Annotated in this window: 25 protein-coding genes; 11 read left to right on the top strand and 14 right to left on the bottom strand. The window is 71.6% G+C overall.

Annotated elements, in window-relative coordinates; all coding sequences use genetic code 11:
- Nucleotides 1-264: 264 nt before the first annotated feature.
- Nucleotides 265-906 (bottom strand): DNA-3-methyladenine glycosylase, encoded by a 642-nt coding sequence (locus tag Sdi02f_RS29895; RefSeq protein ID WP_030404499.1) that lies wholly within the window; start codon nt 904-906, stop codon nt 265-267.
- A gap of 146 nt (nt 907-1,052) precedes the next feature.
- Between Sdi02f_RS29895 and Sdi02f_RS29900 the strand changes: the two genes are divergently transcribed.
- The 3 genes from Sdi02f_RS29900 (at nt 1,053) to Sdi02f_RS29910 (ending at nt 3,143) form a co-directional block, all read left to right on the top strand.
- A complete protein-coding gene (locus Sdi02f_RS29900; RefSeq protein ID WP_030404498.1) occupies nt 1,053-1,835 on the top strand; it encodes a sporulation protein in 783 nt (260 codons plus the stop codon).
- Nucleotides 1,836-1,899: 64 nt separating this feature from the next.
- Nucleotides 1,900-2,439 (top strand): YbhB/YbcL family Raf kinase inhibitor-like protein, encoded by a 540-nt coding sequence (locus Sdi02f_RS29905; protein ID WP_030404497.1) that lies wholly within the window; start codon nt 1,900-1,902, stop codon nt 2,437-2,439.
- Nucleotides 2,440-2,636: 197 nt separating this feature from the next.
- Nucleotides 2,637-3,143 (top strand): HNH endonuclease, encoded by a 507-nt coding sequence (locus Sdi02f_RS29910; RefSeq protein WP_108934354.1) that lies wholly within the window; start codon nt 2,637-2,639, stop codon nt 3,141-3,143.
- Nucleotides 3,144-3,180: 37 nt separating this feature from the next.
- Here the strand turns inward: Sdi02f_RS29910 and Sdi02f_RS29915 are convergent, their stop codons facing one another.
- From Sdi02f_RS29915 to Sdi02f_RS29925, 3 genes are all read right to left on the bottom strand, one after another.
- A complete protein-coding gene (locus Sdi02f_RS29915) occupies nt 3,181-4,110 on the bottom strand; it encodes an SPFH domain-containing protein (protein ID WP_030404496.1) in 930 nt (309 codons plus the stop codon).
- A 164-nt stretch (nt 4,111-4,274) separates the two neighbouring features.
- Entirely contained in the window at nt 4,275-4,706 is a 432-nt protein-coding gene (locus tag Sdi02f_RS29920; RefSeq protein WP_030404495.1) for an NfeD family protein, read from the bottom strand.
- A 54-nt stretch (nt 4,707-4,760) separates the two neighbouring features.
- Nucleotides 4,761-5,558, bottom strand: a complete 798-nt coding sequence (locus tag Sdi02f_RS29925; protein ID WP_030404494.1) for an ABC transporter ATP-binding protein — start codon at nt 5,556-5,558, stop codon at nt 4,761-4,763.
- A gap of 153 nt (nt 5,559-5,711) precedes the next feature.
- On the opposite strand from Sdi02f_RS29925, the gene Sdi02f_RS29930 reads away from it, so the two are divergent.
- On the top strand, nt 5,712-6,494 hold the full coding sequence (locus tag Sdi02f_RS29930) for an Rv1486c family protein (protein ID WP_053638650.1): 783 nt from the start codon (nt 5,712-5,714) through the stop codon (nt 6,492-6,494).
- A 184-nt stretch (nt 6,495-6,678) separates the two neighbouring features.
- Here the strand turns inward: Sdi02f_RS29930 and chpE are convergent, their stop codons facing one another.
- From chpE to Sdi02f_RS29945, 3 genes are all read right to left on the bottom strand, one after another.
- A complete protein-coding gene (gene chpE / locus Sdi02f_RS29935; RefSeq protein WP_030404492.1) occupies nt 6,679-6,927 on the bottom strand; it encodes a chaplin ChpE in 249 nt (82 codons plus the stop codon).
- Between the two features lie 169 nt (nt 6,928-7,096).
- A complete protein-coding gene (locus Sdi02f_RS29940) occupies nt 7,097-7,738 on the bottom strand; it encodes a response regulator (protein WP_030404491.1) in 642 nt (213 codons plus the stop codon).
- Nucleotides 7,731-8,876, bottom strand: a complete 1,146-nt coding sequence (locus Sdi02f_RS29945) for a GAF domain-containing sensor histidine kinase (protein ID WP_030404490.1) — start codon at nt 8,874-8,876, stop codon at nt 7,731-7,733. Before Sdi02f_RS29945 ends, Sdi02f_RS29940 begins: the two co-directional genes overlap by 8 nt.
- 218 nt (nt 8,877-9,094) lie before the next feature.
- Between Sdi02f_RS29945 and Sdi02f_RS29950 the strand changes: the two genes are divergently transcribed.
- The 3 genes from Sdi02f_RS29950 (at nt 9,095) to Sdi02f_RS29960 (ending at nt 11,968) form a co-directional block, all read left to right on the top strand.
- Nucleotides 9,095-9,790 (top strand): SDR family NAD(P)-dependent oxidoreductase, encoded by a 696-nt coding sequence (locus tag Sdi02f_RS29950; protein WP_030404489.1) that lies wholly within the window; start codon nt 9,095-9,097, stop codon nt 9,788-9,790.
- Nucleotides 9,790-10,899 carry an S-adenosylmethionine:tRNA ribosyltransferase-isomerase gene (locus Sdi02f_RS29955; RefSeq protein WP_108934355.1) on the top strand — a complete coding sequence of 370 codons (1,110 nt, stop codon included), beginning with the start codon at nt 9,790-9,792 and terminating at the stop codon, nt 10,897-10,899. Before Sdi02f_RS29950 ends, Sdi02f_RS29955 begins: the two co-directional genes overlap by 1 nt.
- A 352-nt stretch (nt 10,900-11,251) precedes the next feature.
- A complete protein-coding gene (locus Sdi02f_RS29960) occupies nt 11,252-11,968 on the top strand; it encodes a transglycosylase SLT domain-containing protein (RefSeq protein WP_030404487.1) in 717 nt (238 codons plus the stop codon).
- A gap of 130 nt (nt 11,969-12,098) precedes the next feature.
- Here Sdi02f_RS29960 and Sdi02f_RS29965 read toward each other — a convergent pair whose 3' ends face one another.
- Nucleotides 12,099-14,669: an ABC transporter ATP-binding protein/permease gene (locus tag Sdi02f_RS29965; RefSeq protein WP_174843415.1), complete on the bottom strand. Its 2,571-nt coding sequence runs from the start codon at nt 14,667-14,669 to the stop codon at nt 12,099-12,101.
- A gap of 293 nt (nt 14,670-14,962) precedes the next feature.
- Here Sdi02f_RS29965 and serB point away from each other — a divergent pair, with 293 nt between their 5' ends.
- Nucleotides 14,963-16,243 carry a phosphoserine phosphatase SerB gene (serB, locus tag Sdi02f_RS29970; RefSeq protein WP_108934357.1) on the top strand — a complete coding sequence of 427 codons (1,281 nt, stop codon included), beginning with the start codon at nt 14,963-14,965 and terminating at the stop codon, nt 16,241-16,243.
- On the opposite strand, the gene Sdi02f_RS29975 is transcribed toward serB, so the two are convergent.
- The 4 genes from Sdi02f_RS29975 to Sdi02f_RS29990 form a co-directional block, all read right to left on the bottom strand.
- Nucleotides 16,222-16,740 carry a SixA phosphatase family protein gene (locus tag Sdi02f_RS29975; RefSeq protein WP_031087111.1) on the bottom strand — a complete coding sequence of 173 codons (519 nt, stop codon included), beginning with the start codon at nt 16,738-16,740 and terminating at the stop codon, nt 16,222-16,224. The two genes, serB and Sdi02f_RS29975, sit on opposite strands and share 22 nt — an antisense overlap.
- Before the next feature lie 91 nt (nt 16,741-16,831).
- Complete coding sequence (locus Sdi02f_RS29980; RefSeq protein ID WP_030404483.1) at nt 16,832-17,038, bottom strand: hypothetical protein; 207 nt, start codon at nt 17,036-17,038, stop codon at nt 16,832-16,834.
- 190 nt (nt 17,039-17,228) lie between these two features.
- Nucleotides 17,229-17,345 (bottom strand): SGM_5486 family transporter-associated protein, encoded by a 117-nt coding sequence (locus Sdi02f_RS36775; protein WP_037800608.1) that lies wholly within the window; start codon nt 17,343-17,345, stop codon nt 17,229-17,231.
- Nucleotides 17,346-17,420: 75 nt separating this feature from the next.
- Nucleotides 17,421-18,761: a CynX/NimT family MFS transporter gene (locus Sdi02f_RS29990; protein ID WP_174843416.1), complete on the bottom strand. Its 1,341-nt coding sequence runs from the start codon at nt 18,759-18,761 to the stop codon at nt 17,421-17,423.
- 58 nt (nt 18,762-18,819) lie between these two features.
- Between Sdi02f_RS29990 and Sdi02f_RS29995 the strand changes: the two genes are divergently transcribed.
- Nucleotides 18,820-19,512 (top strand): FadR/GntR family transcriptional regulator, encoded by a 693-nt coding sequence (locus tag Sdi02f_RS29995; protein ID WP_031087108.1) that lies wholly within the window; start codon nt 18,820-18,822, stop codon nt 19,510-19,512.
- A 117-nt stretch (nt 19,513-19,629) separates the two neighbouring features.
- Here Sdi02f_RS29995 and fabI read toward each other — a convergent pair whose 3' ends face one another.
- Together fabI and fabG are read right to left on the bottom strand one after the other, a co-directional pair.
- Complete coding sequence (fabI, locus tag Sdi02f_RS30000; protein ID WP_030404480.1) at nt 19,630-20,397, bottom strand: enoyl-ACP reductase FabI; 768 nt, start codon at nt 20,395-20,397, stop codon at nt 19,630-19,632.
- 5 nt (nt 20,398-20,402) lie between these two features.
- Nucleotides 20,403-21,107, bottom strand: a complete 705-nt coding sequence (gene fabG, locus Sdi02f_RS30005) for a 3-oxoacyl-[acyl-carrier-protein] reductase (protein ID WP_030404479.1) — start codon at nt 21,105-21,107, stop codon at nt 20,403-20,405.
- Nucleotides 21,108-21,383: 276 nt separating this feature from the next.
- Between fabG and Sdi02f_RS30010 the strand changes: the two genes are divergently transcribed.
- Both Sdi02f_RS30010 and Sdi02f_RS30015 read left to right on the top strand, forming a co-directional pair.
- Complete coding sequence (locus Sdi02f_RS30010; RefSeq protein ID WP_030404478.1) at nt 21,384-22,907, top strand: TldD/PmbA family protein; 1,524 nt, start codon at nt 21,384-21,386, stop codon at nt 22,905-22,907.
- Entirely contained in the window at nt 22,904-24,298 is a 1,395-nt protein-coding gene (locus Sdi02f_RS30015) for a metallopeptidase TldD-related protein (RefSeq protein WP_108934359.1), read from the top strand. Before Sdi02f_RS30010 ends, Sdi02f_RS30015 begins: the two co-directional genes overlap by 4 nt.
- The last annotated feature ends 33 nt before the right edge of the window (nt 24,299-24,331 follow it).

Here is a 24,331-nt window from a genome sequence, read left to right on the forward strand (position 1 = left end):
CCTTTTCGATCTGATTCCCTGTCGGCGGGTTTTGCCGTCGGCTTCCGGCTTTCGCTCGTCGGCCTTTCGACATTCACTACGTTAGCCCATTTCTCCGGGGACTCATAATCGAGTCCCGCGAGTTCGAATTCGGGCATGCGGACATGCCGAAATCTTTCCCGCTGAGGGAGTTGGTAGGTAGTGGGTTGGCCGCTTCCGGCTGCAGGCGATTGCCGTACCCGGGTCAAGCGGCTCGGGCTACGTTACGCGTCTCCCCAAAGGGAGTCAACTTCGGCGCTTCCGCGGGACGTGGGCCCGGTAGGGGCTGACCGTCGGGTCGTTGGCGACCCAGTAGCGCCAGGGATGGACGCCCCCTTCGCCCGCCACGCCGGTCCGGGGGCCGTTGCGTACCTGGTCACCGGGTACGGGGGTGCCCGTCAGGATGCGCAGCGGGGTGTCCTCGGTGGTGCACGCGTCCGTGCCGTTCAGCGCGCGGTCGACGCCCAGGGCGGTGGCGAGACGGGCCGGGCCTTTGGCCAATTCCTTGTCATTGCGGGCGGAGAGCCGACGGGTCCGGGCCAGTTCGGCGCCCTCGATGATCTCGCCGGCCCGGAGCAGCACCGCGCTCGCGCGGCCCTCGGGGCCGCACACCAGGTTCATGCAGAACCACATGCCGTAGGTGAAGTAGACGTACACGTGGCCGGGCGGGCCGAACATCACTTCGTTGCGGGGGGTGCGGCCTCGGTAGGCGTGGGAGCCGGGGTCGTTCTGACCGTCGTAGGCCTCCACCTCCGTCAGGCGGAGGGCGATCGGGCCGTCGGGGGTGTTGCGCACCAGGATGCGGCCCAGCAGGTCGGGAGCCACCTCGAGAATGGGTCGGTCGAAGAATTCCCTGGGCAGGGGCGTACGGTCAGGGCTCGCGATCATGCTGTCCGAGCGTAACGCAGCCGCAACCGTGCGCGGGGTGGCCGGAGAGCCGCCGCCTTGCCGGGGTGCGGAGCGCGGAACCGGCCACGACCGGATCGCGTTTGTATGGGTCGAGGATCCACACGTAAGCCTGGAGAGGGAGAGACATGGCGTTCAAGAAGCTGCTCGCGAGCCTGGGGGCCGGCGGGGCCTCGGTGGAGACCGAGCTGCATGAGGTCAACGTCGTTCCGGGGGGTGTCGTCCAGGGCGAGGTGCGGATCCAGGGAGGGTCCGTCGAGCAGGCGATCGAGGGGCTGTCGGTCGGGCTCCAGGCCAAGGTCGAGGTGGAGAGCGGCGACCAGGAGTACAAGCAGGACATCGAGTTCACCAAGGTGCGGCTCGGGGGCGCCTTCGAGCTGCAGGCCGGTGCCGTGCACGCGGTGCCGTTCGGCCTCGAGATCCCGTGGGAGACGCCGATCACCATGATCGACGGGCAGGCGCTGCGCGGGATGAACATCGGCGTCACCACGGAACTGCAGATCGCGCGTGCCGTGGACTCCGGGGACCTGGACCCGATCAACGTGCACCCGCTCCCGGCGCAGAAGGCGATCCTGGACGCCTTCATCCAGCTCGGTTTCCGGTTCAAGAACGCGGACATGGAGCGCGGCCACATCCGGGGTACGCGGCAGCAGCTCCCCTTCTACCAGGAGATCGAGTTCTTCCCGCCGCAGCAGTACCGCGGGCTGAACCAGGTCGAGCTGAGCTTCGTGGCCGACGCGCAGGCGATGGACGTCGTCCTGGAGATGGACAAGAAGGCGGGGCTGTTCAGCGAGGGCAGCGACACGTTCCGTTCCTTCCAGGTGGGGCTGCACGAGTACCAGGGCACCGACTGGGCGGCGTACCTCAACCAGTGGCTGGCGGAGGTCGGCAGCAAGCGCAACTGGTTCTGAGGGATCGGGGCGGGATACCCGTAGGCTCGGTCGTCCCTGCACCAGATCATCAGGAGGTACCGAGGTGACCGAGCTGAAGCGGCGTCCGCTCCCCCATGACTTCCACCCGCCCGTGCCGTCGTTCACCGTCACGAGCGAGGACGTACGGGAGGGCGGGACGCTCAAGGACGCTCAGGTCTACGCGGGCGGCAACACCTCCCCTCACCTGCGGTGGGAGGGCTTCCCGGCCGGGACCAAGAGCTTCGCCGTGACGTGCTACGACCCGGACGCCCCGACGGGCAGCGGCTTCTGGCACTGGGTGGTGTTCGACATCCCGGCCTCGGTCACCGAGCTGCCGGTGGGCGCCGGCAGCGGCGCTTTCGAGGGACTGCCCCAGGGTGCCGTCCAGGCCCGCAACGACTACGGCAGCAAGGAGTTCGGCGGTGCCGCGCCGCCGGCCGGGGACGGCCCGCACCGGTACGTGTTCACGGTGTACGCCGTGGACCAGGAGAAGCTCGGTCCCGACGCCGAGGCCACTCCCGCCTTCGTCGGCTTCAACCTGCGGTTCCACACGATCGCGCGGGCCCAGTTGATCGGCGAGTACGAGGTGCCCGCGGAAGGCTGAGCGTTCCGAGCGTTCATGGAACGTTTGCCCGCCCCTGGTCTTGGAATGGATCAGGGGCGGGCATTTTTGTTGCCAGGGGTGGCGGGGGACAGCCCTCGTGGAGCAGCAGATATTGCGTTGTCCATCTCGGCGTGCCCGGCCAGAGTTGATCCCAGCCCGCCAGGGGGTGGGCCGGTGCGCACGGGAGGTGGGCTGGTATGCGGGACACGCTGGTGCTGAACGCGAGCTTCGAGCCGTTGTCGACGGTGACGTTGAATCGAGCCGTCGTTCTGGTGCTCCAGGACAAGGCCGTCGTCGAACAGTCCCACCCCTCCCTGCGGATGCGCGGAGCCGCGCTCGACATACCCGCGCCACGGGTGATCAGGCTGTGCCAATACGTGAGGGTGCCGTTCCGAAGACGCGCTCCGTGGTCCAGGCGGGGTGTGCTGGTCCGGGACCGGCACCGGTGCGCGTACTGCGGGCGACGGGCGACGACCGTCGACCACGTGGTGCCGCGGTCGCACGGCGGTCAGGACACGTGGCTGAACACGGTGGCGTCGTGCGCGGAGGACAATCACCGCAAGGCGAACCGGACGCCGGAGCAGGCGGGGATGCCGTTGTTGCGGGAGCCGTTCGAGCCGACTCCCGCGGATGCGATGTTGCTGGCGCTGGCCAGGGACGACTTCGCGGCGTTGCCGGAGTGGTTGGTGCTGGACGCGGCGTGACGGCCCCGTCGAACACCGCGCCCTCGGGCGCGGGTCGCTAGTCGATCGACGGCTTCTCGCGGCGTTCCTGGGGCGGGACGCCGGCGCCGCCCAGGCCGCCGATGTTGCCCATGGCGCCCGAGAGGCCCTTGAGGGCGTCGCCGATTTCGCTGGGGACGATCCAGAGCTTGTTGGCGTCGCCCTCGGCGATCTTCGGGAGCATCTGGAGGTACTGGTAGGAGAGCAGCTTCTGGTCCGGGTCGCCGGCGTGGATGGCCTCGAAGACGGTGCGGACGGCCTGGGCCTCGCCCTCGGCGCGCAGGGCGGCGGCCTTGGCCTCACCTTCGGCGCGCAGGATCTGGGACTGCTTCTCGCCCTCGGCGCGCAGGATTTCGGACTGCCGGACACCTTCGGCCTGGAGGATCGCGGCGCGCTTGTCGCGGTCGGCGCGCATCTGCTTCTCCATCGAGTCCTGGATGGAGGTGGGCGGTTCGATGGCCTTGAGCTCGACGCGGTTGACGCGGATGCCCCACTTGCCGGTGGCCTCGTCGAGGACTCCCCGCAGGGCCGCGTTGATCTCCTCACGGGAGGTGAGGGTCCGCTCCAGGTCCATGCCGCCGATGATGTTGCGCAGGGTGGTGACCGTGAGCTGCTCGATCGCCTGGATGTAGCTGGCGACCTCGTAGGTCGCGGCGCGGGCGTCGGTCACCTGGTAGTAGATGACGGTGTCGATGTTGACGACCAGGTTGTCCTGGGTGATGACCGGCTGCGGCGGGAAGGGGACGACCTGTTCGCGCAGGTCGATGCGGTTGCGGATGGTGTCGATGAACGGGACCACGATGTTGAGGCCCGCGTTGAGGGTCCGCGTGTAGCGGCCGAAGCGCTCGACGATGGCGGCGCTGGCCTGTGGAATGACCTGGATGGTCTTGATCAGGGCGATGAAGACCAACACCACCAGGATGATCAGGACGATGATGACCGGTTCCATCGTGGGTGTCCGTCCCCTTCTCCGCCTCGGCGCTCCGGCAGATCCCGTTGAGCTGTCTGGCTCTGACTACTGCTGATCTTACGGCTGTTGAGGATCTTGCTGGTCGAGTCTGACAGACCGTGGCGCGACTCGGGGGCCGTTCGGGCCACTTGAGGCGCGACGGGTCACACGACGACGGCCGTGGCCCCGTCGATCTCCACCACGTCCACTTCCTCACCGGGTTCGAAGGAGCGTCCGGTGTCCAGGGCGCGGGCCGACCAGATCTCCCCGGCGAGTTTGATCCGGCCGCCGGAGCCGTCGACCCGTTCCGTGACGACGGCCTGTCTGCCCTTCAGCGCGTCGATGCCCGAGGCCAGTCCGGGTTGTCGGGCGCGGTGCCGGGCGGCGACGGGTCGTACGACGGCGATGAGCGCGACCGAGACGATGACGAAGACGAGGACCTGGACGACCACGCCCGCGCCCAGCCCGGAGGCGACGGCGGCGGCGACCGCGCCGACGGCGAACATCCCGAACTCCGGCATCGCGGTCACGACGAGCGGGATTCCGAGCGCTGCCGCGGCGACGAGCCACCACACCCATGCATCGATGTCGTTCACGCCGTCATGGTAGGTCCGTTGGGGACGTGAGGGACAGGGCGCACGGTGAGCGGGTCAGGACAGCGGGAGCCCCTTCGCGGTCCAACGGTCCCCGGCCTGCTCGACGATGAGCGGGAGTCCGAAGCAGAGGGACAGGTTGCGGGAGGTGAGTTCGAGCTCCAGCGGGCCGGCGGCCAGGACCTTGCCCTGACGGATCATCAGGACGTGGGTGAAGCCGGGGGCGATCTCCTCGACGTGGTGGGTCACCATGATCATGGAGGGTGCGATGGGGTCGCGGGCGAGCCGTCCGAGTCGGCGGACGAGGTCCTCGCGGCCGCCGAGGTCGAGGCCCGCGGCCGGCTCGTCGAGAAGGAGCAGTTCGGGGTCGGTCATCAGGGCGCGGGCGATCAGGGTGCGCTTGCGCTCGCCCTCGGAGAGGGTGCCGAACCTGCGGTCCAGGTACTCGGTCATGCCGAGGCGGTCGAGGAAGGCGCGGGCGCGCTGCTCGTCGATGTCCTCGTACTCCTCCTGCCAGCCGGCGGTCATGCCGTACGCGGCGGTCAGGACGGTCTGCAGGACGGTCTGGCGCTTGGGTAGCTTGTCGGCCATGGCGATGCCGGCGACGCCGATGCGCGGGCGCAGTTCGAAGACGTCGGTACCGGGCCTGCCGAGGGTCTCGCCGAGGATGGTGGCGGTGCCGTTGCTCGGGTAGACGTAGCTGGACGCGACGTTGAGGAGGGTGGTCTTGCCGGCGCCGTTGGGGCCGAGGATGACCCAGCGCTCGCCCTCCTTGACCGACCAGGAGACCTGGTCCACCAGAGCCCGGCCCTCGCGGACCACGGATACGTCCTGAAGCTCCAGAACATCGCTCATGAGCGCGTTGTCTCCCCTTGCATTGTGGCCGGTCTCGGCTGTCGCGTACACCTGTGACTCGGGCCGCGGCGCCGGTGGGCGCAGGCCCCTCCAGGAAATCTACGCCACCGGTCGGCTTCACCGTTCCATCGGTCCGGTCCTTAGGGTGGGGGCATGCTCTCGGAACCACGCGCAGGGCGCCTTGCCGCCTGGGGAAATGCCCTTATTGCCCACATGGTCTCGCCGGACGACGCCGCGGTCGCGATCGTGGGCGAGGACGCGGTGCACCGGGTGGAGGGTCTGCCGGGTGAGGACGGGCCGGTCGGTCTCACGCTGGCGCTGGGGCGGCTGCGCGCGCTCGGGGCGCGCGGACTGCGGGTGGCGCTGCCCGCGCCGGGGCATCCGCTGGGGCTGAGCGGGCCGCCGGAGTTCAACGCGCGGGCGCTGGAGGCCGAGGAGGCGGTGATCTGCGAGGGGGCCGCGCTGGGGCTGGTGCCGGAGGTGTACGAGGCGGGGCCCGAGGGCGACGTGCACGTCGAGGTGGTGTGGCACTGCCTGCCGGTGCGGGAGGCGCCGCCGGCGGACGTGCCCTCGCTCGGTGAGGCGGAGCGGGAGCTGGCGGAGGCGCTGCGGGACGCGACGGAGACGCTGACGCGGTTGGACGTCGCCGGGTCGGGGCCGGTGGCGGAGGCGGCGGTCGCCGCCTACCGGGCGCGGGCGGAACGCGGACGCGAGGTGCTGGCGCCGGGGTATCCGCCGCGGGCGGTGCGGGTGCTGGAGCTGGCGCAGCGGGTGGGGATGCTGGTGTCGCTGGCGTCCGGGAACGGGCACGGGGGTGCCGTGAGCGCGTCCGAGATGGCCGCGCGGGGGGATGCGCTCAGGCCGGTGGAGCGGGTGGCTCGGCGGGCGCAGGTCGCGGCGTACAACTCCGTTGTGGTGGAGCGGGGGACGCGGTGACGGTGCCGTGCCTTGGCGGGTGCCCGGTGTAGATGTGTGGGGGGCGTGCGGGCGTGGGGGCGCTGCTCGGCGCCCGCGAGGTGCCGCAGCGCCCACCCGTGCCGCCCCAGCGGCACGACTGCCCGCTGCTCGGGCGGTACGCGGCCCCGCTGTCGGGGCGGCACGGGTGAGGGGGTGGCCTGCGTCAGTGGTTAACGCCGAGGTTGCCGAAGGCCGGGTTCAGGAGGCCGATGACGTTGACGCTGTTGCCGACGGCGTTGACTGGGATGTGGATCGGCGCCTGGACCAGGTTGCCGGAGGCGACGCCCGGGGAGGCGATGGCCTCGCCGTGGGCGTGGGCGCCGCCGTCGGTGGCGGAGGCCATGCCCGCGCCGGCGGCGATCAGCCCGCCGGCCACCATCGTCACGGCCGCTGCCTTCTTCAGGTTCTTCACTTGCTAGCCCTCCTTGCGGTCACCGCGGCAGTCGCCGCGGCACGCACTGGAGAACGGCCGGACCCCTCGAAGGATGCGCCATATGGGGGACATTCCCACGACGGTATGAATCTCCGACCGGAGGGGAACCCTCCGCCGGGTCGCCGCGTATCGGGTCGGTCGGCCCCGGTCAGCCGGCGACGCCGTGACGCACGGCCCACAGGGCGGCCTGGGTGCGGTCCGCGAGGTCGAGTTTCATCAGGATGTTCGAGACGTGGGTCTTCACGGTCTTCTCGGAGAGGATCAGCGCCCGGGCGATCTCCCGGTTGGAGCGGCCGTCGGCGATCAGTCCCAGCACCTCGCGCTCCCGTTCGGTGAGGGAGCCCGCCCTGCCCGGCCCGGAGCCGCTCTCCTCCTGGCTCAGCAGGGCACCCGCGACCTCGGGCTGGAGCAGGATGTGCCCGGCGTGCACGGAGCGGATGGCGCCGGCCAGCGCGTCGGGGTCGACGTCCTTGTAGACGTATCCGGCGGCGCCCGCGCGCAGGGCCGGGACCACGGTGCGCTGCTCGGTGAAGCTGGTGACGACGAGCACGCGCGCGTGGTTGTCCAGCTCGCGGAGTCTGCGCAGTGCGTCGACGCCGTCCATGCCCGGCATCTTGACGTCCATGAGGATCACGTCCGGCTTCAGCTCCTGGGCGCGCTCGACGCCCTCGGCTCCGTCGGCGGCCTCGCCGACCACCTCGATGTCGTCCTGGACCTCCAGGAAGGTGCGCAGTCCCCGGCGGACCACCTGGTGGTCGTCGACGAGCAGCACCTTGATTGCGTCAGCCACCGGGAACCTCCATCTCGATCGTGGTGCCCTCGCCGGGCGTGGAACGCACGGTCAGCCGGCCGCCGGCGCCGCCGGCCCGGTCGCGCATGGAGACCAGGCCCAGGTGGCGTCCGGCGCGGCGGACCGTGTGCGGGTCGAAGCCGCTGCCGTCGTCGGTGATCCGCAGGACCGCTCCGGCGCCCCGCCGGTGCAGGGTCACCTCGACGTGGTCCGCCCCGGAGTGGCGCAGGGCGTTGTGCAGGGCCTCCTGGGCCACCCGCAGCATCGCCTCCTCCTGGGCGGCGGGCAGGGCCTTGACGCCGCGGCCGGTGAAGGTGACGCGGGCGCCGTGGGCGCGGTCGAGGACCTGGATCTGGGTGCGCAGGGTGGCGACGAGGCCGTCCTCCTCCAGGGCGGCGGGGCGCAGCTCGACGACGGCGGCGCGCAGCTCGTCGGCGGCCTCGGCGGCGAGGGTGGCGACCTGGTGCAGCTCGTCCTTGGCCCGCGCGGGGTCGCGGTCGACCAGGGCGGTGGCGGCCTGGGCGGTCAGGCGCAGCGAGAAGAGCTTCTGGCTCACCGCGTCGTGCAGCTCGTGGGCGAGGCGGGAGCGCTCCTCGGCGATGGTCAGCTCGCGGCTGCGCTCGTACAGGCGCGCGTTGGTGAGGGCGATCGCGGCGTGCTGGGCGAGGATGCCGAGCAGTTCCTCGTCGTCCTGGGTGAAGCCGCAGCCGCCCGCGGGCTTCGCGCAGTTCTTGTTGGCGAGGAACAGGGCCCCGAGCACCTCGTCGCCGTCGCGGATGGGCAGGCCCAGGAAGTCGACCAGCTCGGGGTGGGCGGAGGGCCAGCCCCCGAAGCGGGGGTCCTTGCGGACGTCGCCGAGGCGCTCGGGGGTGGCCTCCTGGAGCATGGCGGCGAGGATGCCGTGCTGGCGGGGCAGCGGGCCGATGGCCTTCCACTGCTCGTCGCTGACGCCGTCGACCACGAACTGGGCGAAGCCGCCGTGGTCGTCGGGGACGCCGAGGGCGGCGTACTGCGCGTCGAGCAGCTCGCGGGCCGAGGCGACGATCGTCTTGAGGACGTCGCGCACCTCGAGGTGCCTGCTCATGGCCAGCAGCGCGGAACTCACCGCGGTGAGGCCGGACCGGGGGCCGTGGTTCATGTCCTCACGGTACCCACGGGGGGTGCGGGCGGGATCGGCCCGGTGACGGGCGTCTCCTAGGGCGGTGGGACTAGGTCCGGGGTCCCGCCCGTCGGGCCTAGGGCGAAGGGCCCTGCCCGGTCCCGCCCCGTGCCCGAGGTGACCGGTGGGGCCCGGTTCCTACGTTGGGATCACGCCGGCCGAACGGAACGGCGGAGACGACGAAGGGGACGTGTGTCATGCCGGTTGCGATCATCACGGGGGCGTCCAAGGGGCTGGGCCGGGCGCTCGCCGAGGCACTGGCGGCGCGGGGGTGGGACCTGGTGCTGGACGCCCGGAACGCCGGGGTGCTGAAGGAGACGGCGAGGGCGCTGGAGGCGTACGGGACGCGCGTGACGGCGTTGCCCGGTGACGTCACCGACACCTGGCACCGCACCGCGCTGGTGACCGAGGCCCGGGCGCTGGGCGGCGTGGATCTGCTGGTCAGCAATGCGAGCGCGCTGGGCGCCGAGCCGCTGGTGAGGCTGGAGGAGCTGCCGCTGGACGGGCTGCGGCGGGCCCTGGAGGTGAACGTCGTGGCCGCGCTCGGCCTGGTCCGGGAGGCGCTGCCGGCGCTGCGGGCGGCTCCCGCGGGCACGGTGGTGACCGTCAGCTCGGACGCCGCCGCCGAGGCGTACGAGACGTGGGGCGGTTACGGGGCGTCCAAGGCGGCCCTGGACCAGTTGGCGGCGGTGCTGGGTGCCGAGGAGCCGGGGCTGCGGGTGTGGGCGGTCGATCCGGGGGACATGGCCACGGACCTGTACGCCGCGGCCGTACCGGACGACGACGGTGCGCGGCCGGAGCCGGCGAGTGTCGTGCCGGCGCTGCTGCGCCTGCTGGACGAGCGGCCGGCGAGCGGGCGCTACGGCGCCGCGGCGCTGCTGGAGGCGCGGTGATGCGGGCGCCGGCGGTCGGGGTCCCGGAGGAGCTGTCGGCCCGGGTGCCGGTGGAGCAGCGGGGGCCGGGCCTGGACCGGGACGGCGTACGGCTGCTGGTGTCGCGCGGCACCGAGGTGTCGCACCACGCGTTCGGGGAGCTGCCGGGGCTGCTGCGGGCCGGTGATCTGCTGGTGGTGAACACCTCGCCCACGCTGGCCGCCGCCGTGGACGGCCGGGCCGGGCACGCGCGCGTGGTGGTGCACTTCTCCACGCGGGGGGACGACGGCCGGTGGGCGGTGGAGCTGCGGGAGCCGGACGGGAGAGGGACCACGCGCGCGCGGGGTGCGGTGACGGGCCTCCCGCGCGCGCGTGCGGAGGAAGCGGAGGGAGTGAGGGGACGCGGGTGCGGTGGCCTCGCGGGGACGCGGGTGCGGCTGCCGGGTGGCGCCCGGCTGGTGCTGGAGGAGCCGCTGAGTGCGCGCGGGGAGCGGTTGTGGTGGGCGCGGGTGTCGGGGGTGGCGGTGCCGGCGCTGCTGCGGGAGCACGGGCGGCCCATTCGGTACTCCTATACGGAGCGGGACCAGCCGCTGTCCGTCTATCAGACGGTGTTCGCGCTGCCGTCGGACGACGGGACGGGCAGTGCGGAGATGCCGAGCGCGGCGCGGCCCTTCACGGCGCGGCTGGTGGCGGAGCTGGTGAGCCGCGGGGTGCAGTTCGCGCCGGTGAGGCTGCACACGGGGGTGGCGTCGGCGGAGTCGCACGAGCCGCCGTACCCGGAGCGGTTCGCCGTGCCGGAGGCGTCGGCACGGCTGATCAACGCCGTGCGCGCCGGTGACGGGCGGGTGGTGGCGGTGGGGACGACGGCCGTGCGGGCGGTGGAGTCGGCGGCCGGGGACGACGGGGTCGTGCGGGCGCGGGCCGGGTGGACCGATCTGGTCGTGACCCCGGAGCGCGGGGTGCGGGTCGTGGAGGGTCTGCTGACGGGGCTGCACGAGCCCGAGGCCTCGCATCTGCTGATGCTGGAGGCGGTGGCGGGGCGGGCGGCGGTCGACCGCGGGTACGAAGCGGCGGTGCGGGACCGCTACCTGCGGCACGAGTTCGGGGACGTCCATCTCCTCCTGCCGTAGGGGGCGGCGCCGACCCACTCACACTTTGCATTGCTCCAGCAACTAGCAGTGAGAAAGGTGGAGGGCCGATGTGAGCCCGGGCATAGGGCGCACGTCACGTACGAAGGGGAGTAGGAGAACGACTCGTCCGTTTTGAGCGGGGCAGATGGTCCAATCTGCCCCGCTTTGCCGTTCCCTGATCCACTATCTCGGATCGTACGTCACACCTTTGCCACCGGATTTTGCGGCCGCTAAGAATTGCTCTCGTCGCTCAGCGCCGTGGGTTCTCCCCCGCGGCGTTTGTGCCGGAAGCACCAACTGTCCCCACCGGACGAGAGCGACCTCCGCGCTACTCGAAGAGGTCTATCCCGCCATGCTCAAGAACATCCTCCCCCGTGGTCGCAGTCGTTCCCTGACCCGCACGCACAAGGTCGCGATCGCCGGTGTCGGCACGCTCGGCGCCGCCGCCGTCGCCCTCACCGCCGTCCCGGCCAGCGGTCAGACGACCACGAGCGAGGCCGCTCCGACGGCCAAGGTGGCGTACAGCACCCAGCAGATCCAGGACGTGCACGCCGGCGTCACCGGCCAGCTCGCCGGCGCCAGCCAGAAGGTCGCGGCGATCGAGGCCAAGCAGGAGGCGGCCGCGAAGAAGGCGACCGCCGAGAAGAAGGCCGCCGCCGAGAAGGCCGCCGCCAAGCGTGCGGCCAAGGAGTCCACCAGCCGGTCCGCCCAGCGCACCGAGGTCAAGAAGGCCGCGCCGAAGTCCTACCCGAACAACCTCGACGGCTGGATCCGCGAGGCCCGGGCCATCATGAAGAAGCACGGCATCCCCGGCTCCTACGAGGGCATCCACCGCAACATCATGCGGGAGTCCTCCGGCAACCCGAAGGCCATCAACGACTGGGACATCAACGCCATCAACGGCATCCCGTCGAAGGGCCTGCTCCAGGTCATCCCGCCGACGTTCAAGGCCTACCACGTGGCCGGCACCTCGAAGAACATCTACGACCCGGTCGCCAACATCGTCGCCGCGTGCAACTACGCCGCGGACAAGTACGGCACCATGGACAACGTCGACAGCGCGTACTGAGGTCGGCGCGGACCTCTTCACGCCCACGCCGACGCCTGAACCGACGCCGACGCACAGTCGAACGCCGAAGGGCGGCACCCTCCTGACGGGGTGCCGCCCTTCGGGGCGTGCGGGGCCTTCGGCCGCCGGACTACTTGCGCATGACCTCGGGCTCGTGGCGGCGCAGGAAGCGGGCGACGAAGAAGCCGCAGATCACGCCGAGGACGATCAGCGCGGCCATGTCCAGGCCCCAGGCGCCCACGGTGTGCTCCCACAGCGGGTCGGCCTCGGACCCCTTCTCCGGTGGGCTGATCTTGTTGAAGTCCAGCGTGGCACCGGCCGCCGCGACCGCCCAGCGCGAGGGCATCAGGTACGAGAACTGGTTGACGCCGACGGCGTCGTTCAGGGCGAAGAGGCACCCGGTGAAGACGACCTGGATGATCGCGAACATCACCAGCAGCGGCATGGTCTTCTCGGCGGTCTTCACCAGCGAGGAGATGATCAGGCCGAACATCATCGAGGTGAAGCCGAGCGCCATGATCGGCAGGGACAGCTCGAGCAGCGTCATCCCCCCGAGGACCAGCCCCTCCTCCGGGATCTCGCGGGTGGCGAAGCCGATCACGCCGACCAGCAGGCCCTGGAACACGGTGATCAGGCCGAGCACGAAGACCTTGGACATCAGGTACGCGGACCGGGACAGGCCGGTCGCGCGTTCCCGCTCGTAGATCACCCGTTCCTTGATCAGCTCACGGACCGAGTTCGCGGCGCCGGCGAAGCACGCGCCGACCGCGAGGATCAGCAGGACCGTGGTGGCGGTGCCGTTGGGGATGATCCGGCCGGTCTGCGGGTTCGCGGGGTTGGGCAGCAGACCCTTGTCCGCGTCGATGAGCAGGCTCACCGCGCCGAGCACGGCCGGCAGGATCACCATCAGGGCCAGGAAGCCCTTGTCGGAGGCGATCACCGACACGTAGCGCCGCACCAGCGTGACGAACTGGGACATCCAGCCCTGCGGCTTGGGCGGCTTCATCGCCTGCATCGGCGGCACCTGTACGGACTGCGGCGCGACGGCGTCCAGGTCCGCGGCGTACATCTGGTAGTGCTGCGAGCCCTTCCAGCGGCCCGCCCAGTCGTAGTCGCGGTAGTTCTCGAAGGCGGAGAACACATCGGCCCAGGTGTCGTAGCCGAAGAAGTTCAGCGCCTCCTCCGGCGGGCCGAAGTAGGCCACCGAACCGCCCGGCGCCATCACCAGCAGTTTGTCGCAGGTCGCCAGCTCGGCCACCGAGTGGGTGACGACGAGGACGGTGCGGCCGTCGTCGGCGAGGCCGCGCAGCAACTGCATGACGTCGCGGTCCATGCCCGGGTCGAGACCGGAGGTCGGCTCGTCCAGGAAGATCAGCGAGGGCTTGGTCAGCAGCTCCAGGGCGACGGAGACGCGCTTGCGCTGGCCGCCGGACAGGGACGTGACCTTCTTGTCCTTGTGGATGTCCAGCTTCAGCTCGCGCAGCACCTCGTCGATGCGGGCGTCGCGCTCGGCGGCCGTGGTGTCGGCCGGGAAGCGGAGCTTGGCCGCGTACTTCAGGGCCCGCTTGACGGTCAGCTCCTTGTGCAGGATGTCGTCCTGCGGGACCAGACCGATGCGCTGGCGCAGCTCGGCGAAGTGCTTGTACAGGTTCCGGTTGTCGTAGAGGACCTCGCCCTGGTCGGCGGGCCGGTAGCCGGTGAGCGCCTTGAGCAGGGTCGACTTGCCGGATCCCGACGGACCGATGACCGCGATCAGCGACTTCTCGGGTACGCCGAACGAGACGTCCTTGAGGATCTGCTTGCCGCCGTCGACCGTGACGGTCAGGTGACGGGCGGAGAAGGAGACCTCACCGGTGTCGACGAACTCCTCGAGCCGGTCGCCGACGATCCGGAACGTCGAGTGGCCGACACCGACGACGTCGCTCGGGCCGAGCAGCTGGGTGCCGCCCTTGGGAATCGGCTGGCCGTTGACGTACGTGCCGTTGTGCGAGCCCAGGTCGCGGATCTCCATGCGCCCGTCGGGCGTCGAGTGGAACTCCGCGTGGTTGCGGGAGACCTGCAGGTCGGAGACGACCAGTTCGTTCTCCAGGGCGCGGCCGATGCGCATCACGCGGCCGAGCGAGAACTGGTGGAACGTGGTCGGGCTGCGGTCCCCGTGGACCGGCGGCGCCCCCGCCGCGCCGCCGGGTCCCTGCTGCCGGGGGAAGTGCGGCGCGGCCTGCTGGGGCTGGGGTGCGGCCTGCTGGGGCTGCTGCTGCCAGCCGGCCTGCTGGGCCTGCTGGGCCTGGGGCGGCTGGGCGTGCTGCGGGACCTGCTGCGGCGGTGCCTGCTGGGCCCAGCCCGCGTTCGCGCCCTGCGCGGCGTACGGCTGCTGCTGCGGCTGGGACTGCGGCGGGCCGGCCGGGGCCTGGGCGCCGGTGAGGCTCACGCGCGGTCCGTCGGTCGCGTTGCCCAGGTTCAGCACCGTGCCGGCGCCGAGCTCCACCTGCTGGACCCGCTGTCCGTGCACGAACGTGCCGTTGGTGCTGCCGTGGTCCTCGACGACCCAACTGCGGCCGTTGAAACTGATCGTGGCATGCCGCCAGGAGACCCTGGCATCGTCGAAAACAAGCTCCCCCTGCGGATCGCGTCCTAGCGCGTATGACCGGGACGGATCGAGCGTCCAGGTCCGTCCATTGGATTCCAGTACGAGTTCCGGCACTCCATGCCCCACTGAGTTGTCCCCCGATGTGCTCCCGTCGCGGGGAGTCTAGGGATGTCGAACATCGGGGGGAACTATTTCAGGCTCGCCCCCCTGACCGAAAGTCGGGCCTTGTGAAGAACTGCGCGGGCGTCCCCGGGACGCTCCCCCGGCAGGGCCGAAACCTGCCCGGAGGGTGGCATTCCGCGCGAGGGGGACGTGCGCGCCGCCCGGTGCCCCCTCCCCGCGCGGGCTGTCCGCCAGGCGGACCTCGCAGGCGGGGGGTGCCGGGCGCCGGATACGGTGGGAGCACCATGAGCGCTACGCAGACCTCTGACGTTCCCACGCTTCTCGTCAAGATCTTCGGCAAGGACCGGCCGGGCATCACGGCCGGCCTGTTCGACACCCTCGCCGCCTACTCCGTCGACGTCGTCGACATCGAGCAGGTCGTCACCCGGGGCCGGATCGTCCTGTGCGCGCTCGTGACCGAGCCGCCCCGTGGCCTGGAGGGCGACCTCCGGGCGACCGTCCACAGCTGGGCGGAGTCGCTGAAACTCCAGGCGGAGATCATCTCCGGCATCGGCGACAACCGGCCGCGCGGCCTCGGCCGCTCCCTGGTGACGGTGCTGGGGCACCCGCTGACCGCGGAGGCGACCGCCGCCATAGCGGCCCGGATCACCGACTCGGGCAGCAACATCGACCGTATCTTCCGGCTGGCCAAGTACCCCGTGACGGCGGTCGAGTTCGCCGTGTCCGGGGTGGAGACCGAGCCGCTGCGCACCGCGCTGGCCACCGAGGCCGCGGCGCTCGGCGTGGACATCGCGGTCGTCGCGGCGGGACTGCACCGGCGGGCGCAGCGCCTGGTCGTGATGGACGTGGACTCCACGCTGATCCAGGACGAGGTCATCGAGCTGTTCGCCGCGCACGCCGGCTGCGAGGACAAGGTCGCCGAGGTGACGGCGGCCGCGATGCGCGGGGAGCTGGACTTCGAGCAGTCGCTGCACGCCCGGGTGGCCCTGCTGGCGGGCCTCGACGCCTCGGTGGTGGAGAAGGTGCGCGCCGAGGTGCGGCTGACGCCGGGTGCCCGCACCTTGATCCGCACCCTCAAGCGGCTCGGCTACCAGGTGGGGGTCGTCTCCGGCGGCTTCACGCAGGTCACCGACGCCTTGCGGGAGCGGCTGGGGCTGGACTTCGCGCAGGCCAACACGCTGGAGATCGTCGACGGCAGGCTGACCGGCCGGGTGACCGGGGAGATCGTGGACCGGGCGGGCAAGGCACGGCTGCTGCGCCGGTTCGCCGCCGAAGCGGGTGTGCCGCTGTCGCAGACCGTGGCGATCGGTGACGGTGCCAACGACCTGGACATGCTGAACGCGGCCGGGCTGGGCGTCGCCTTCAACGCCAAGCCGGTGGTGCGCGAGGCGGCGCACACCGCCGTGAACGTGCCCTTCCTGGACACGGTGCTGTACCTGCTGGGCATCACCCGTGAGGAGGTCGAGGCCGCGGACACGCTGGACGAGAGTCCCGGCGAGGGCCCGGACCGCGAGGGTCCCGGGCCCCGTGCCGTGGACGCGGGTCAGTCGGTCGGCGCCCAGTAGTCGGCCAGGGTGGCCCGGCCGGGCTCCACGTCCTTCCAGGACCCCGTGAAGGTCAGGACGGCGAAGGCCGCGGTCGGGAAGCCCCGGTTGTTGATCCGTTCACGGACCCCGTCCTCGGCGGAACCGGCCAGGATCTCGGTCAGTGCCTCCATGCCCGGGTTGTGGCCGATCACCAGCACGTTCCGCAGGTCGTCGGGGGTTTCGTTGAGCACGGCGATCAGTTCGCCGGGCGAGGCCTCGTAGATCCGCTCCTCGTAAACGGTCTTCGGCCGGTGCGGGAACTCCTGGACGGCGAGCTTCCAGGTCTCCCGGGTCCGGACCGAGGTGGAGCACAGGGCCTGGTCGAAGGGCACGCCGGTATCCGCCAGCCGGCGCCCGGCCTCCGCGGCTTCCATGCGGCCCCGGTCGGCGAGCGGCCGCTCGTGGTCGCTCACCTGTGGCCAGTCGGCTTTCGCATGCCGGAAGAGAACAATCCTGCGGGGTTCTGCGACGCTCATTCATCCAGCTTCGCACGAAACAGGCCACGGGGCTCCGGGAGTTGACATGCGGACCCGCCGTGGGCCGCCCGTGCCGGAACGCGGTCGGCGCTCAGCGTGCGGCGAGCTGCTTCACCTGCTCCAGCAGGTGGGCGATCGCGGGCTGCCCGGCGGCCGCCTGGGCGTCGGCGGGGTTGAGTATGAGCAGGAGCAGCGCGACGAAGGCGAGCACGGGCAGGGCCAGGGCCCACCAGGGCAGCCGGATGTCGACGCCGCCCCGGGTCGCCTGGGAGGGCCGGATCTGGGTTGGGGCCGACATGGGTGCCTCCGCTGGTCTTCGGGCCTGGTCCGTGCTCCTCGGCCCGCTGTCGCGGGCACATCTCGACGGTACGGAATCCGCGGGGCCCGCCCCATCCGGAGGTCCACCCACTTGACCCTGAGCCTCGCCCCCTAGGGGACGGGGGGTTAACCCCACCCTCCCCCGGGCGGGGGCAGCGGCGGGAGCGGGGTCACGGAGAGGCGATCGTCGCGATGACGCCGATGATCACGAAGATCGCGAGGAAGACGCCGAAGACGATCAGCATCTTCTTCTGGCCGTGCTGGGGGTTCGGATCGAGGACTGGCATACGGCAAGTCTCGCATCCCCCTCCCGGACCGCTTCCGGCGACCCGGCGCGTCGGCCGCCGGTCCGCCCGCCGGGCTCAGCGGCCCGCCTCGTCCTCCACCGTGCGGTCGCGTCCCGCCAGGACGCCCACCACGATCTGCGGCACCATCAGCGCGCTCATCAGCGCGATCGGCAGTCCCCAGCCGCCACTGTGCTGGTAGAGCACGCCCACCAGGAGCGGACCCGGGATGGAGATCAGGTAGCCGGTGCTCTGCGCGAACGCGGACAACTGGGCGACGCCCGCTCCCGTCCGGGCCCGCATGCCGACCATGGTCAGCGCGAGCGGGAAGGCGCAGTTGGAGACGCCCAGCAGCAGGGCCCAGGCCCAGGCGCCGCCGACCGGGGCGAAGTACAGACCGGCGTATCCGGCGAGGCCGCACACGCCCAGGACCAGCACGATCGGGCCCTGGTGGGGCAGGCGGGTCGCCACGCGCGGGATGACGAAGGCGAGCGGCACGCCCATCACCATGATCACGGCGAGCAGCAGGCCGGCGGTGCCGGCGGACACGCCCGAGTCACGGAAGATCTGCGCCATCCACCCCATCGTGATGTAGGCGGCGGTGGCCTGGAGGCCGAAGAAGACGGCGAGCGCCCAGGCCGTACGGCTGCGGGTGATCCGCAGCGGCGGCTGTTCCCCGGACTTCTCGGCGGACTGTCCGTTCTCCGGCCGCGGCGCGGCGGTGGAGCCCGGCGTCCTGCGGTCCCGCACGAAGGGCAGCCACGGGACGACGGCGAGCGCCGGCAGCACGGCCCAGACCGCGAGACCGGACTGCCAGTGGCCGCCCAGCGCGTTCGTCACGGGCACCGTCGCCGCGGCGGCGACGGAGGTGCCGAAGGCCAGGGCCATCGAGTACAGGCCGGTCATGGAACCGACGCGGTCGGGGAAGTAGCGCTTGACGATGACCGGCATCAGGACGTTGCTGACCGCGATGCCCATCAGCGCCAGGGCGGTGGCGGCGAGGAAGCCGCCCGTGCCGCCGGCGTACGGGCGTATCAGCAGGCCGACGGCGATGGCGGCCATGCCGGCGCAGACCACCGCGCCGGGCCCGAAGCGGCGGGCCAGCCGGGGCGCGGTGACCCCGAAGACGGCGAAGCAGAGCGGGGGCACGGAGGTGAGCAGTCCGGCGATGCTGCCGCTCATGCCGAGCCCGTCGCGGACCTCTTCCAGGAGCGCGCCCAGGCTCGTGATGGCGGGACGCAGGTTCAGCGCGGCCAGGACGATGCCGAGGATGAGCAGCCGGGTCGTCCACGTCGTCCACGCGCGCGTGGCGGGCGCCTCGCCGGGCACCTCGCGCACACCGCTCTCCGTGTGCCGCTCGGCACGCGCCTGCGTACGTGTCTCCGTCCGCGCTTCGTCACTAGCCATGAGGCCCATCATAGAATCATGGGATGATTGGTTGTCCACTCGCTCGTCCACCCGTGTGCGAAGGTGAGCCATGCCACTGAGCCATCCCCGTCGTTCGGCCCTGTCCGAGCAGGTCATCTCGGCGCTGCGGCAGCAGATCGCCTCGGGCGAGTGGCCGGTCGGCTCCCGCATCCCCACGGAGCCCGAACTGGTCGAGCAGCTCGGCGTCGCCCGGAACACGGTCCGTGAGGCGGTCCGCGCGCTCGCGCACAACGGGCTGCTGGACATCCGCCAGGGCTCGGGCACGTATGTCGTGGCGACCAGCGAGCTGGCCGGCGTCATGCAGCGCCGCTTCGCCGGCGCCGAGCCCCGGCACATCGCGGAGCTGCGTTCCACGCTGGAGTCGGCCGCCGCGCGCCTGGCCGCCGAGCGGCGCACGGAGAAGGACCTCAAGCAGATCGACGCCCTGCTGCTGCGCCGGGAGGAGGCCTGGGAGTCGGGTGAGGCGGAGGCGTTCGTGGCGGCGGACGCCACCTTCCACCTGGCGGTCGTGGCCGCCTCGCACAACGACGTGCTGACCGCGATGTACGCGGACCTGAGCGAGGTGCTGCGGGACTGGCTGCGGGGCGACGTGGGCGAGGGCATGTCCCCGGCGACGCACATGGACCACGGCCGGCTGGTGGACGCGATCCGCGCGGGCGACGCGGCGACGGCGGCGGAGGAGGCCGCGGCCTATCCCTTCGTGTGCCGTCCGGGGCTGCTCAATCCGCCCTCGGACGGCTGACCCGCGCCCGGCCCGAGGCGTCGCCGGACGCCTCCGCGGCACCGCGACGACGCGAGGGCCCGCGTCCCGCAGGGGGACGCGGGCCCTCGGCGAGGTGTCCGGTGGCGAGGTGTCCGGTCAGGCGCCGATGGCGTGCAGACCGCCGTCGACGTGGACGATCTCGCCCGTGGTCTTCGGGAACCAGTCGCTCAGCAGCGCGACGATGCCGCGGCCGGCCGGCTCCGGGTCCTTCAGATCCCACTCCAGCGGGGAACGGCTGTCCCACACGGAGGCGAGCTCCGAGAAGCCCGGGATGGACTTGGCGGCCATGGAGCCGATCGGGCCCGCCGAGACCAGGTTGCAGCGGATGTTCTGCTTGCCCAGCTCACGGGCCATGTAGCGGCTGGTGGCCTCCAGCGCGGCCTTGGCCGGGCCCATCCAGTCGTACTGCGGCCAGGCGTACTGGGCGTCGAAGGTGAGGCCGACGACCGAGCCGCCGTTCTGCATCAGCGGCAGGCAGGCCATGGTCAGCGACTTCAGGGAGTACGCCGAGACGTGCATGGCCGTCGCCACCGACTCGAACGGCGTGTTCAGGAAGTTGCCGCCGAGCGCGTCCTGGGGGGCGAAGCCGATGGAGTGCACGACGCCGTCCAGGCCGCCCAGCTCCTCGCCCACGACGTCGGCGAGCCGGGCGAGGTGCTCGTCGTTGGTGACGTCCAGCTCGATGACCTTGGTGGGCTTGGGCAGCTTCCGGGCGATGCGCTCGGTCAGGGTGGGCCGCGGGAACGCGGTCAGGATGATCTCGGCACCCTGCTCCTGGGCCAGCTTCGCGGCGTGGAAGGCGATGGAGGACTCCATCAGCACACCGGTGATCAGGACGCGCTTGCCCTCGAGAATTCCGCTCATGGTGATCAGTGACCCATTCCCAGTCCGCCGTCAACGGGGATGACGGCTCCAGTGATGTACGAAGCCTCGTCCGAGGCGAGGAACCGCACCGTCGCGGCGATCTCCTCCGGCCGCGCGTACCGCCCCAGCGGCACCTGCGACACGATGTTGGCCCGCTGCTCGTCGGTGAGCACCTTGGTCATGTCGGTGTCGACGAAGCCGGGCGCCACGACGTTGAAGGTGATGTTGCGCGACCCCAGCTCACGGGCGAGGGAGCGCGCGAAGCCGACCAGACCGGCCTTGGAGGCGGCGTAGTTCGCCTGCCCCGCCGAGCCGAGCAGCCCGACCACGGACGAGATGAGCACGACGCGGCCCTTCTTGGCGCGCAGCATGGCGCGGTTGGCGCGCTTGACGACGCGGAAGGTGCCGGTGAGGTTGGTCTCGACGACGGAGGTGAAGTCCTCCTCCGACATGCGCATCAGGAGCTGGTCCTTGGTGACGCCGGCGTTGGCGACCAGGACCTCGACGGGACCGTGGGTCTCCTCGATCTCCTTGTAGGCCTGCTCCACCTGCTCGCTGTCGGTGATGTCGCACTTGACGGCCAGGAAGCCCTCCGGCGGCTCTCCCGAGCGGTACGTGATCGCGACCTTGTCGCCGGCGTCGGCGAAAGCGCGGGCGATGGCGAGGCCGATGCCCCGGTTTCCTCCGGTGACGAGAACCGAGCGGCTCAACGGATCACCCTTTCCCTAACGGTCGTTCCACCCGCCCGGGCACCCGTACGGCGGACGGAGACGGCAGGCGGCTTCCTCGAAAACCTATCGGTCCCCGGCCTCCCCCAGAGACTCGGGCACCCACAGTGGCTTACGGGGCTGTCTGTCGGATCCCTACAGAACCGGTGCCGGGCGCGGCGGGAAAGGTGTGGTCGCCGGACCGCCGACGCGACATGATGCGGCCCAGCCCCCGGTGTCGCGGCAGACGACCGGTCACGTCGACAGAAAGAGACACAGGTGCCCCACCGCATCGACGAAGCCTTCACGGCACTCCCCCTACGCGCCCTCGCCGACGCCGCGCTCGCCCGTGCGCGTGCCCTCGGCGCGGAGCACGCCGACTTCCGCCTGGAGCGGGTGCGCAGCGCCTCCTGGCGGCTCAGGGACGCCAAGCCCGCCGGGTCCTCGGACACCACCGACCTCGGGTACGCGGTACGGGTGGTCCACGGCGGTACGTGGGGCTTCGCGTCCGGTGTGGACCTCACCCTGGACGCCGCCGCCAGGGTCGCCTCGCAGGCGGTGGCGATGGCGAAGCTGTCGGCGCAGGTGATCAGGGCCGCCGGGTCGGACGAGCGGGTCGAGCTGGCCGGTGAGCCCGTGCACGCCGACCGGACCTGGGTCTCGGCGTACGACATCGACCCCTTCGGCGTGCCCGGCGCGGAGAAGTCGGCGCTGCTGGCCGACTGGAGCGCGCGGCTGCTGGCCGCCGACGGGGTCGACCACGTGGACGCCTCGCTGCTCACCGTGCACGAGAACAAGTTCTACGCCGACACCGCCGGGACCGTGACGACGCAGCAGCGGGTGCGGCTGCACCCGGTGCTGACCGCGGTCTCCGTGGACGACTCCAGCGGTGAGTTCGACTCCATGCGCACGCTGGCGCCGCCGGCGGGGCGCGGCTGGGAGTACCTGACCGGGACCGGCTGGGACTGGGACGCGGAGCTGGCCGAGATCCCGGAGCTGCTGGCGGAGAAGATGCGCGCGCCGAGCGTCGAGGCCGGGCTCTACGACCTGGTCGTCGACCCGTCCAACCTGTGGCTGACCATCCACGAGTCCATCGGCCACGCCACCGAACTGGACCGCGCCCTCGGCTACGAGGCGGCCTACGCCGGCACCTCCTTCGCCACCTTCGACCAGCTCGGCAAGCTGCGTTACGGCTCCGAGCTGATGAACGTCACCGGCGACCGCACCGCCGAGCACGGGCTGGCGACGGTCGGGTACGACGACGAGGGGGTCGAGGGCCAGTCCTGGGACCTGGTGAAGGACGGCACGCTGGTGGGCTACCAGCTGGACCGGCGGATCGCGAGGCTCACCGGGTTCGAGCGGTCCAACGGGTGCGCCTACGCCGACTCCCCCGCCCACGTGCCGGTCCAGCGCATGGCCAACGTGTCGCTGCGGCCGGATCCCGGCGGGTTGTCGACCGAGGACCTGATCGGCGGCGTCGACCGCGGGATCTACGTCGTCGGGGACCGGTCCTGGTCCATCGACATGCAGCGCTACAACTTCCAGTTCACCGGTCAGCGGTTCTTCCGGATCGAGAACGGGCGGCTCGCCGGGCAGCTGCGGGACGTGGCGTACCAGGCGACGACCACCGACTTCTGGGGGTCCATGGCCGCCGTGGGCGGTCCGCAGACCTACGTCCTGGGCGGTGCCTTCAACTGCGGCAAGGCCCAGCCGGGCCAGGTCGCGGCCGTGTCGCACGGCTGCCCGTCCGCCCTGTTCAAGGGCGTCAACATCCTCAACACGACGCAGGAGGCCGGTCGATGAGCGTCCGCAGCAGCAAGCCGCACGAGATCGTCGAGCGGGCGCTGGAGCTGTCCCGGGCGGACGGGTGCGTGGTCATCGCCGACGAGGAGTCCACCGCCAACCTGCGCTGGGCGGGCAACGCGCTCACCACCAACGGCGTCACACGCGGGCGCACGCTGACGGTCGTCGCCACGGTCGACGGGCGTCAGGGCACGGCGTCCGGGGTCGTCTCGCGCTCGGCGGTGACCCTGGACGAGCTGGAGCCCCTGGTGCGCGCCGCCGAGGCCGCCGCGCGGGGTGCCGGTCCCGCCGAGGACGCGCAGCCGCTGGTCACGGGCGGGGCGGTGGCGCCGGACTTCACCGACGCGCCCGCCGAGACCTCGTCGGCGGTGTTCGCCGACTTCGCGCCGGCGCTCGGGGAGGCGTTCGCCCGCGCGCGGGCGGGCGGGCGGGAGCTGTACGGGTTCGCGAACCACGAGATGACCTCGACGTACGTCGGCACGTCGACGGGCCTCAGGCTGCGGCACGACCAGCCGAACGGGACCCTGGAGCTGAACGCCAAGTCGCCGGACCGGACCCGGTCGGCGTGGGCGGGGCGGGCCACGCGGGACTTCAAGGACGTCGACCCGGCGGCGCTCGACGCCGAGCTGGCCGTACGGCTCGGCTGGGCCGGGCGGCGGGTGGAACTGCCCGCCGGGCGGTACGAGACGCTGCTGCCGCCCACCGCGGTCGCGGACCTGCTGATCTACCAGTACTGGTCGGCCTCCGGGCGGGACGCGGTCGAGGGGCGCACGGTGTTCTCCAAGCCCGGCGGCACCCGGCTCGGCGAGCGGCTCGGCGCGCTGCCGCTGACCCTGCGCAGCGACCCGCACGAGCCGGGCCTGGAGAGCGCGCCGTTCGTGGTCGCGCACTCCTCGGGCGGCGACCAGTCGGTGTTCGACAACGGGCTCCCGGTGGGGGCGACCGACTGGATCCGGGAGGGCGAGCTGCACCGGCTGACGACCACCCGGCACAGCGCGGGTCTGACGGGCCTGCCGGTCGTGCCCGCGATCGGCAACCTGATCCTGGACGGCGGCGATCCCGGACTGTCCCTGGACGAGATGGTCGCGGGCACCGAGCGCGGGCTGCTGCTGACCTGCCTCTGGTACATCCGGGAGGTCGACCCGGCGACGCTGCTGCTGACCGGGCTGACCCGGGACGGCGTCTACCTCGTCGAGCACGGCGAGGTGGTCGGTGAGGTGAACAACTTCCGGTTCAACGAGTCGCCGGTGGATCTGCTGGGGCGGGCCTCGCAGGCGGGGCGCACGGAGAAGACGCTGCCCAGGGAGTGGGGCGACTGGTTCACCAGGGCCGCGATGCCGGCGCTGCGGGTCCCCGATTTCAATATGAGCTCGGTCAGTCAGGGCGTATAACCTCGTAGGCGGCCGTCACCCGGCCGCCCGAAG

The organism is Streptomyces ardesiacus, from assembly GCF_003112575.1.
Lineage (GTDB): Bacteria > Actinomycetota > Actinomycetes > Streptomycetales > Streptomycetaceae > Streptomyces > Streptomyces ardesiacus.

What these genes read in the sequence shown, in the direction of transcription:
- Sdi02f_RS29895 (WP_030404499.1), bottom strand. Translation starts at nt 906, where the DNA reads ATGATCGCGAGCCCTGACCGTACGCCCCTGCCCAGGGAATTCTTCGAC.
- Sdi02f_RS29900 (WP_030404498.1), top strand. Translation starts at nt 1,053, where the DNA reads ATGGCGTTCAAGAAGCTGCTCGCGAGCCTGGGGGCCGGCGGGGCCTCG.
- Sdi02f_RS29910 (WP_108934354.1), top strand. Translation starts at nt 2,637, where the DNA reads ATGCGGGACACGCTGGTGCTGAACGCGAGCTTCGAGCCGTTGTCGACG.
- Sdi02f_RS29915 (WP_030404496.1), bottom strand. Translation starts at nt 4,110, where the DNA reads ATGGAACCGGTCATCATCGTCCTGATCATCCTGGTGGTGTTGGTCTTC.
- Sdi02f_RS29925 (WP_030404494.1), bottom strand. Translation starts at nt 5,558, where the DNA reads ATGAGCGATGTTCTGGAGCTTCAGGACGTATCCGTGGTCCGCGAGGGC.
- Sdi02f_RS29930 (WP_053638650.1), top strand. Translation starts at nt 5,712, where the DNA reads ATGCTCTCGGAACCACGCGCAGGGCGCCTTGCCGCCTGGGGAAATGCC.
- Sdi02f_RS29945 (WP_030404490.1), bottom strand. Translation starts at nt 8,876, where the DNA reads ATGAACCACGGCCCCCGGTCCGGCCTCACCGCGGTGAGTTCCGCGCTG.
- Sdi02f_RS29950 (WP_030404489.1), top strand. Translation starts at nt 9,095, where the DNA reads ATGCCGGTTGCGATCATCACGGGGGCGTCCAAGGGGCTGGGCCGGGCG.
- Sdi02f_RS29955 (WP_108934355.1), top strand. Translation starts at nt 9,790, where the DNA reads ATGCGGGCGCCGGCGGTCGGGGTCCCGGAGGAGCTGTCGGCCCGGGTG.
- Sdi02f_RS29960 (WP_030404487.1), top strand. Translation starts at nt 11,252, where the DNA reads ATGCTCAAGAACATCCTCCCCCGTGGTCGCAGTCGTTCCCTGACCCGC.
- serB (WP_108934357.1), top strand. Translation starts at nt 14,963, where the DNA reads ATGAGCGCTACGCAGACCTCTGACGTTCCCACGCTTCTCGTCAAGATC.
- Sdi02f_RS29975 (WP_031087111.1), bottom strand. Translation starts at nt 16,740, where the DNA reads ATGAGCGTCGCAGAACCCCGCAGGATTGTTCTCTTCCGGCATGCGAAA.
- Sdi02f_RS29980 (WP_030404483.1), bottom strand. Translation starts at nt 17,038, where the DNA reads ATGTCGGCCCCAACCCAGATCCGGCCCTCCCAGGCGACCCGGGGCGGC.
- Sdi02f_RS36775 (WP_037800608.1), bottom strand. Translation starts at nt 17,345, where the DNA reads ATGCCAGTCCTCGATCCGAACCCCCAGCACGGCCAGAAGAAGATGCTG.
- Sdi02f_RS29990 (WP_174843416.1), bottom strand. Translation starts at nt 18,761, where the DNA reads ATGATGGGCCTCATGGCTAGTGACGAAGCGCGGACGGAGACACGTACG.
- Sdi02f_RS29995 (WP_031087108.1), top strand. Translation starts at nt 18,820, where the DNA reads ATGCCACTGAGCCATCCCCGTCGTTCGGCCCTGTCCGAGCAGGTCATC.
- fabI (WP_030404480.1), bottom strand. Translation starts at nt 20,397, where the DNA reads ATGAGCGGAATTCTCGAGGGCAAGCGCGTCCTGATCACCGGTGTGCTG.
- Sdi02f_RS30015 (WP_108934359.1), top strand. Translation starts at nt 22,904, where the DNA reads ATGAGCGTCCGCAGCAGCAAGCCGCACGAGATCGTCGAGCGGGCGCTG.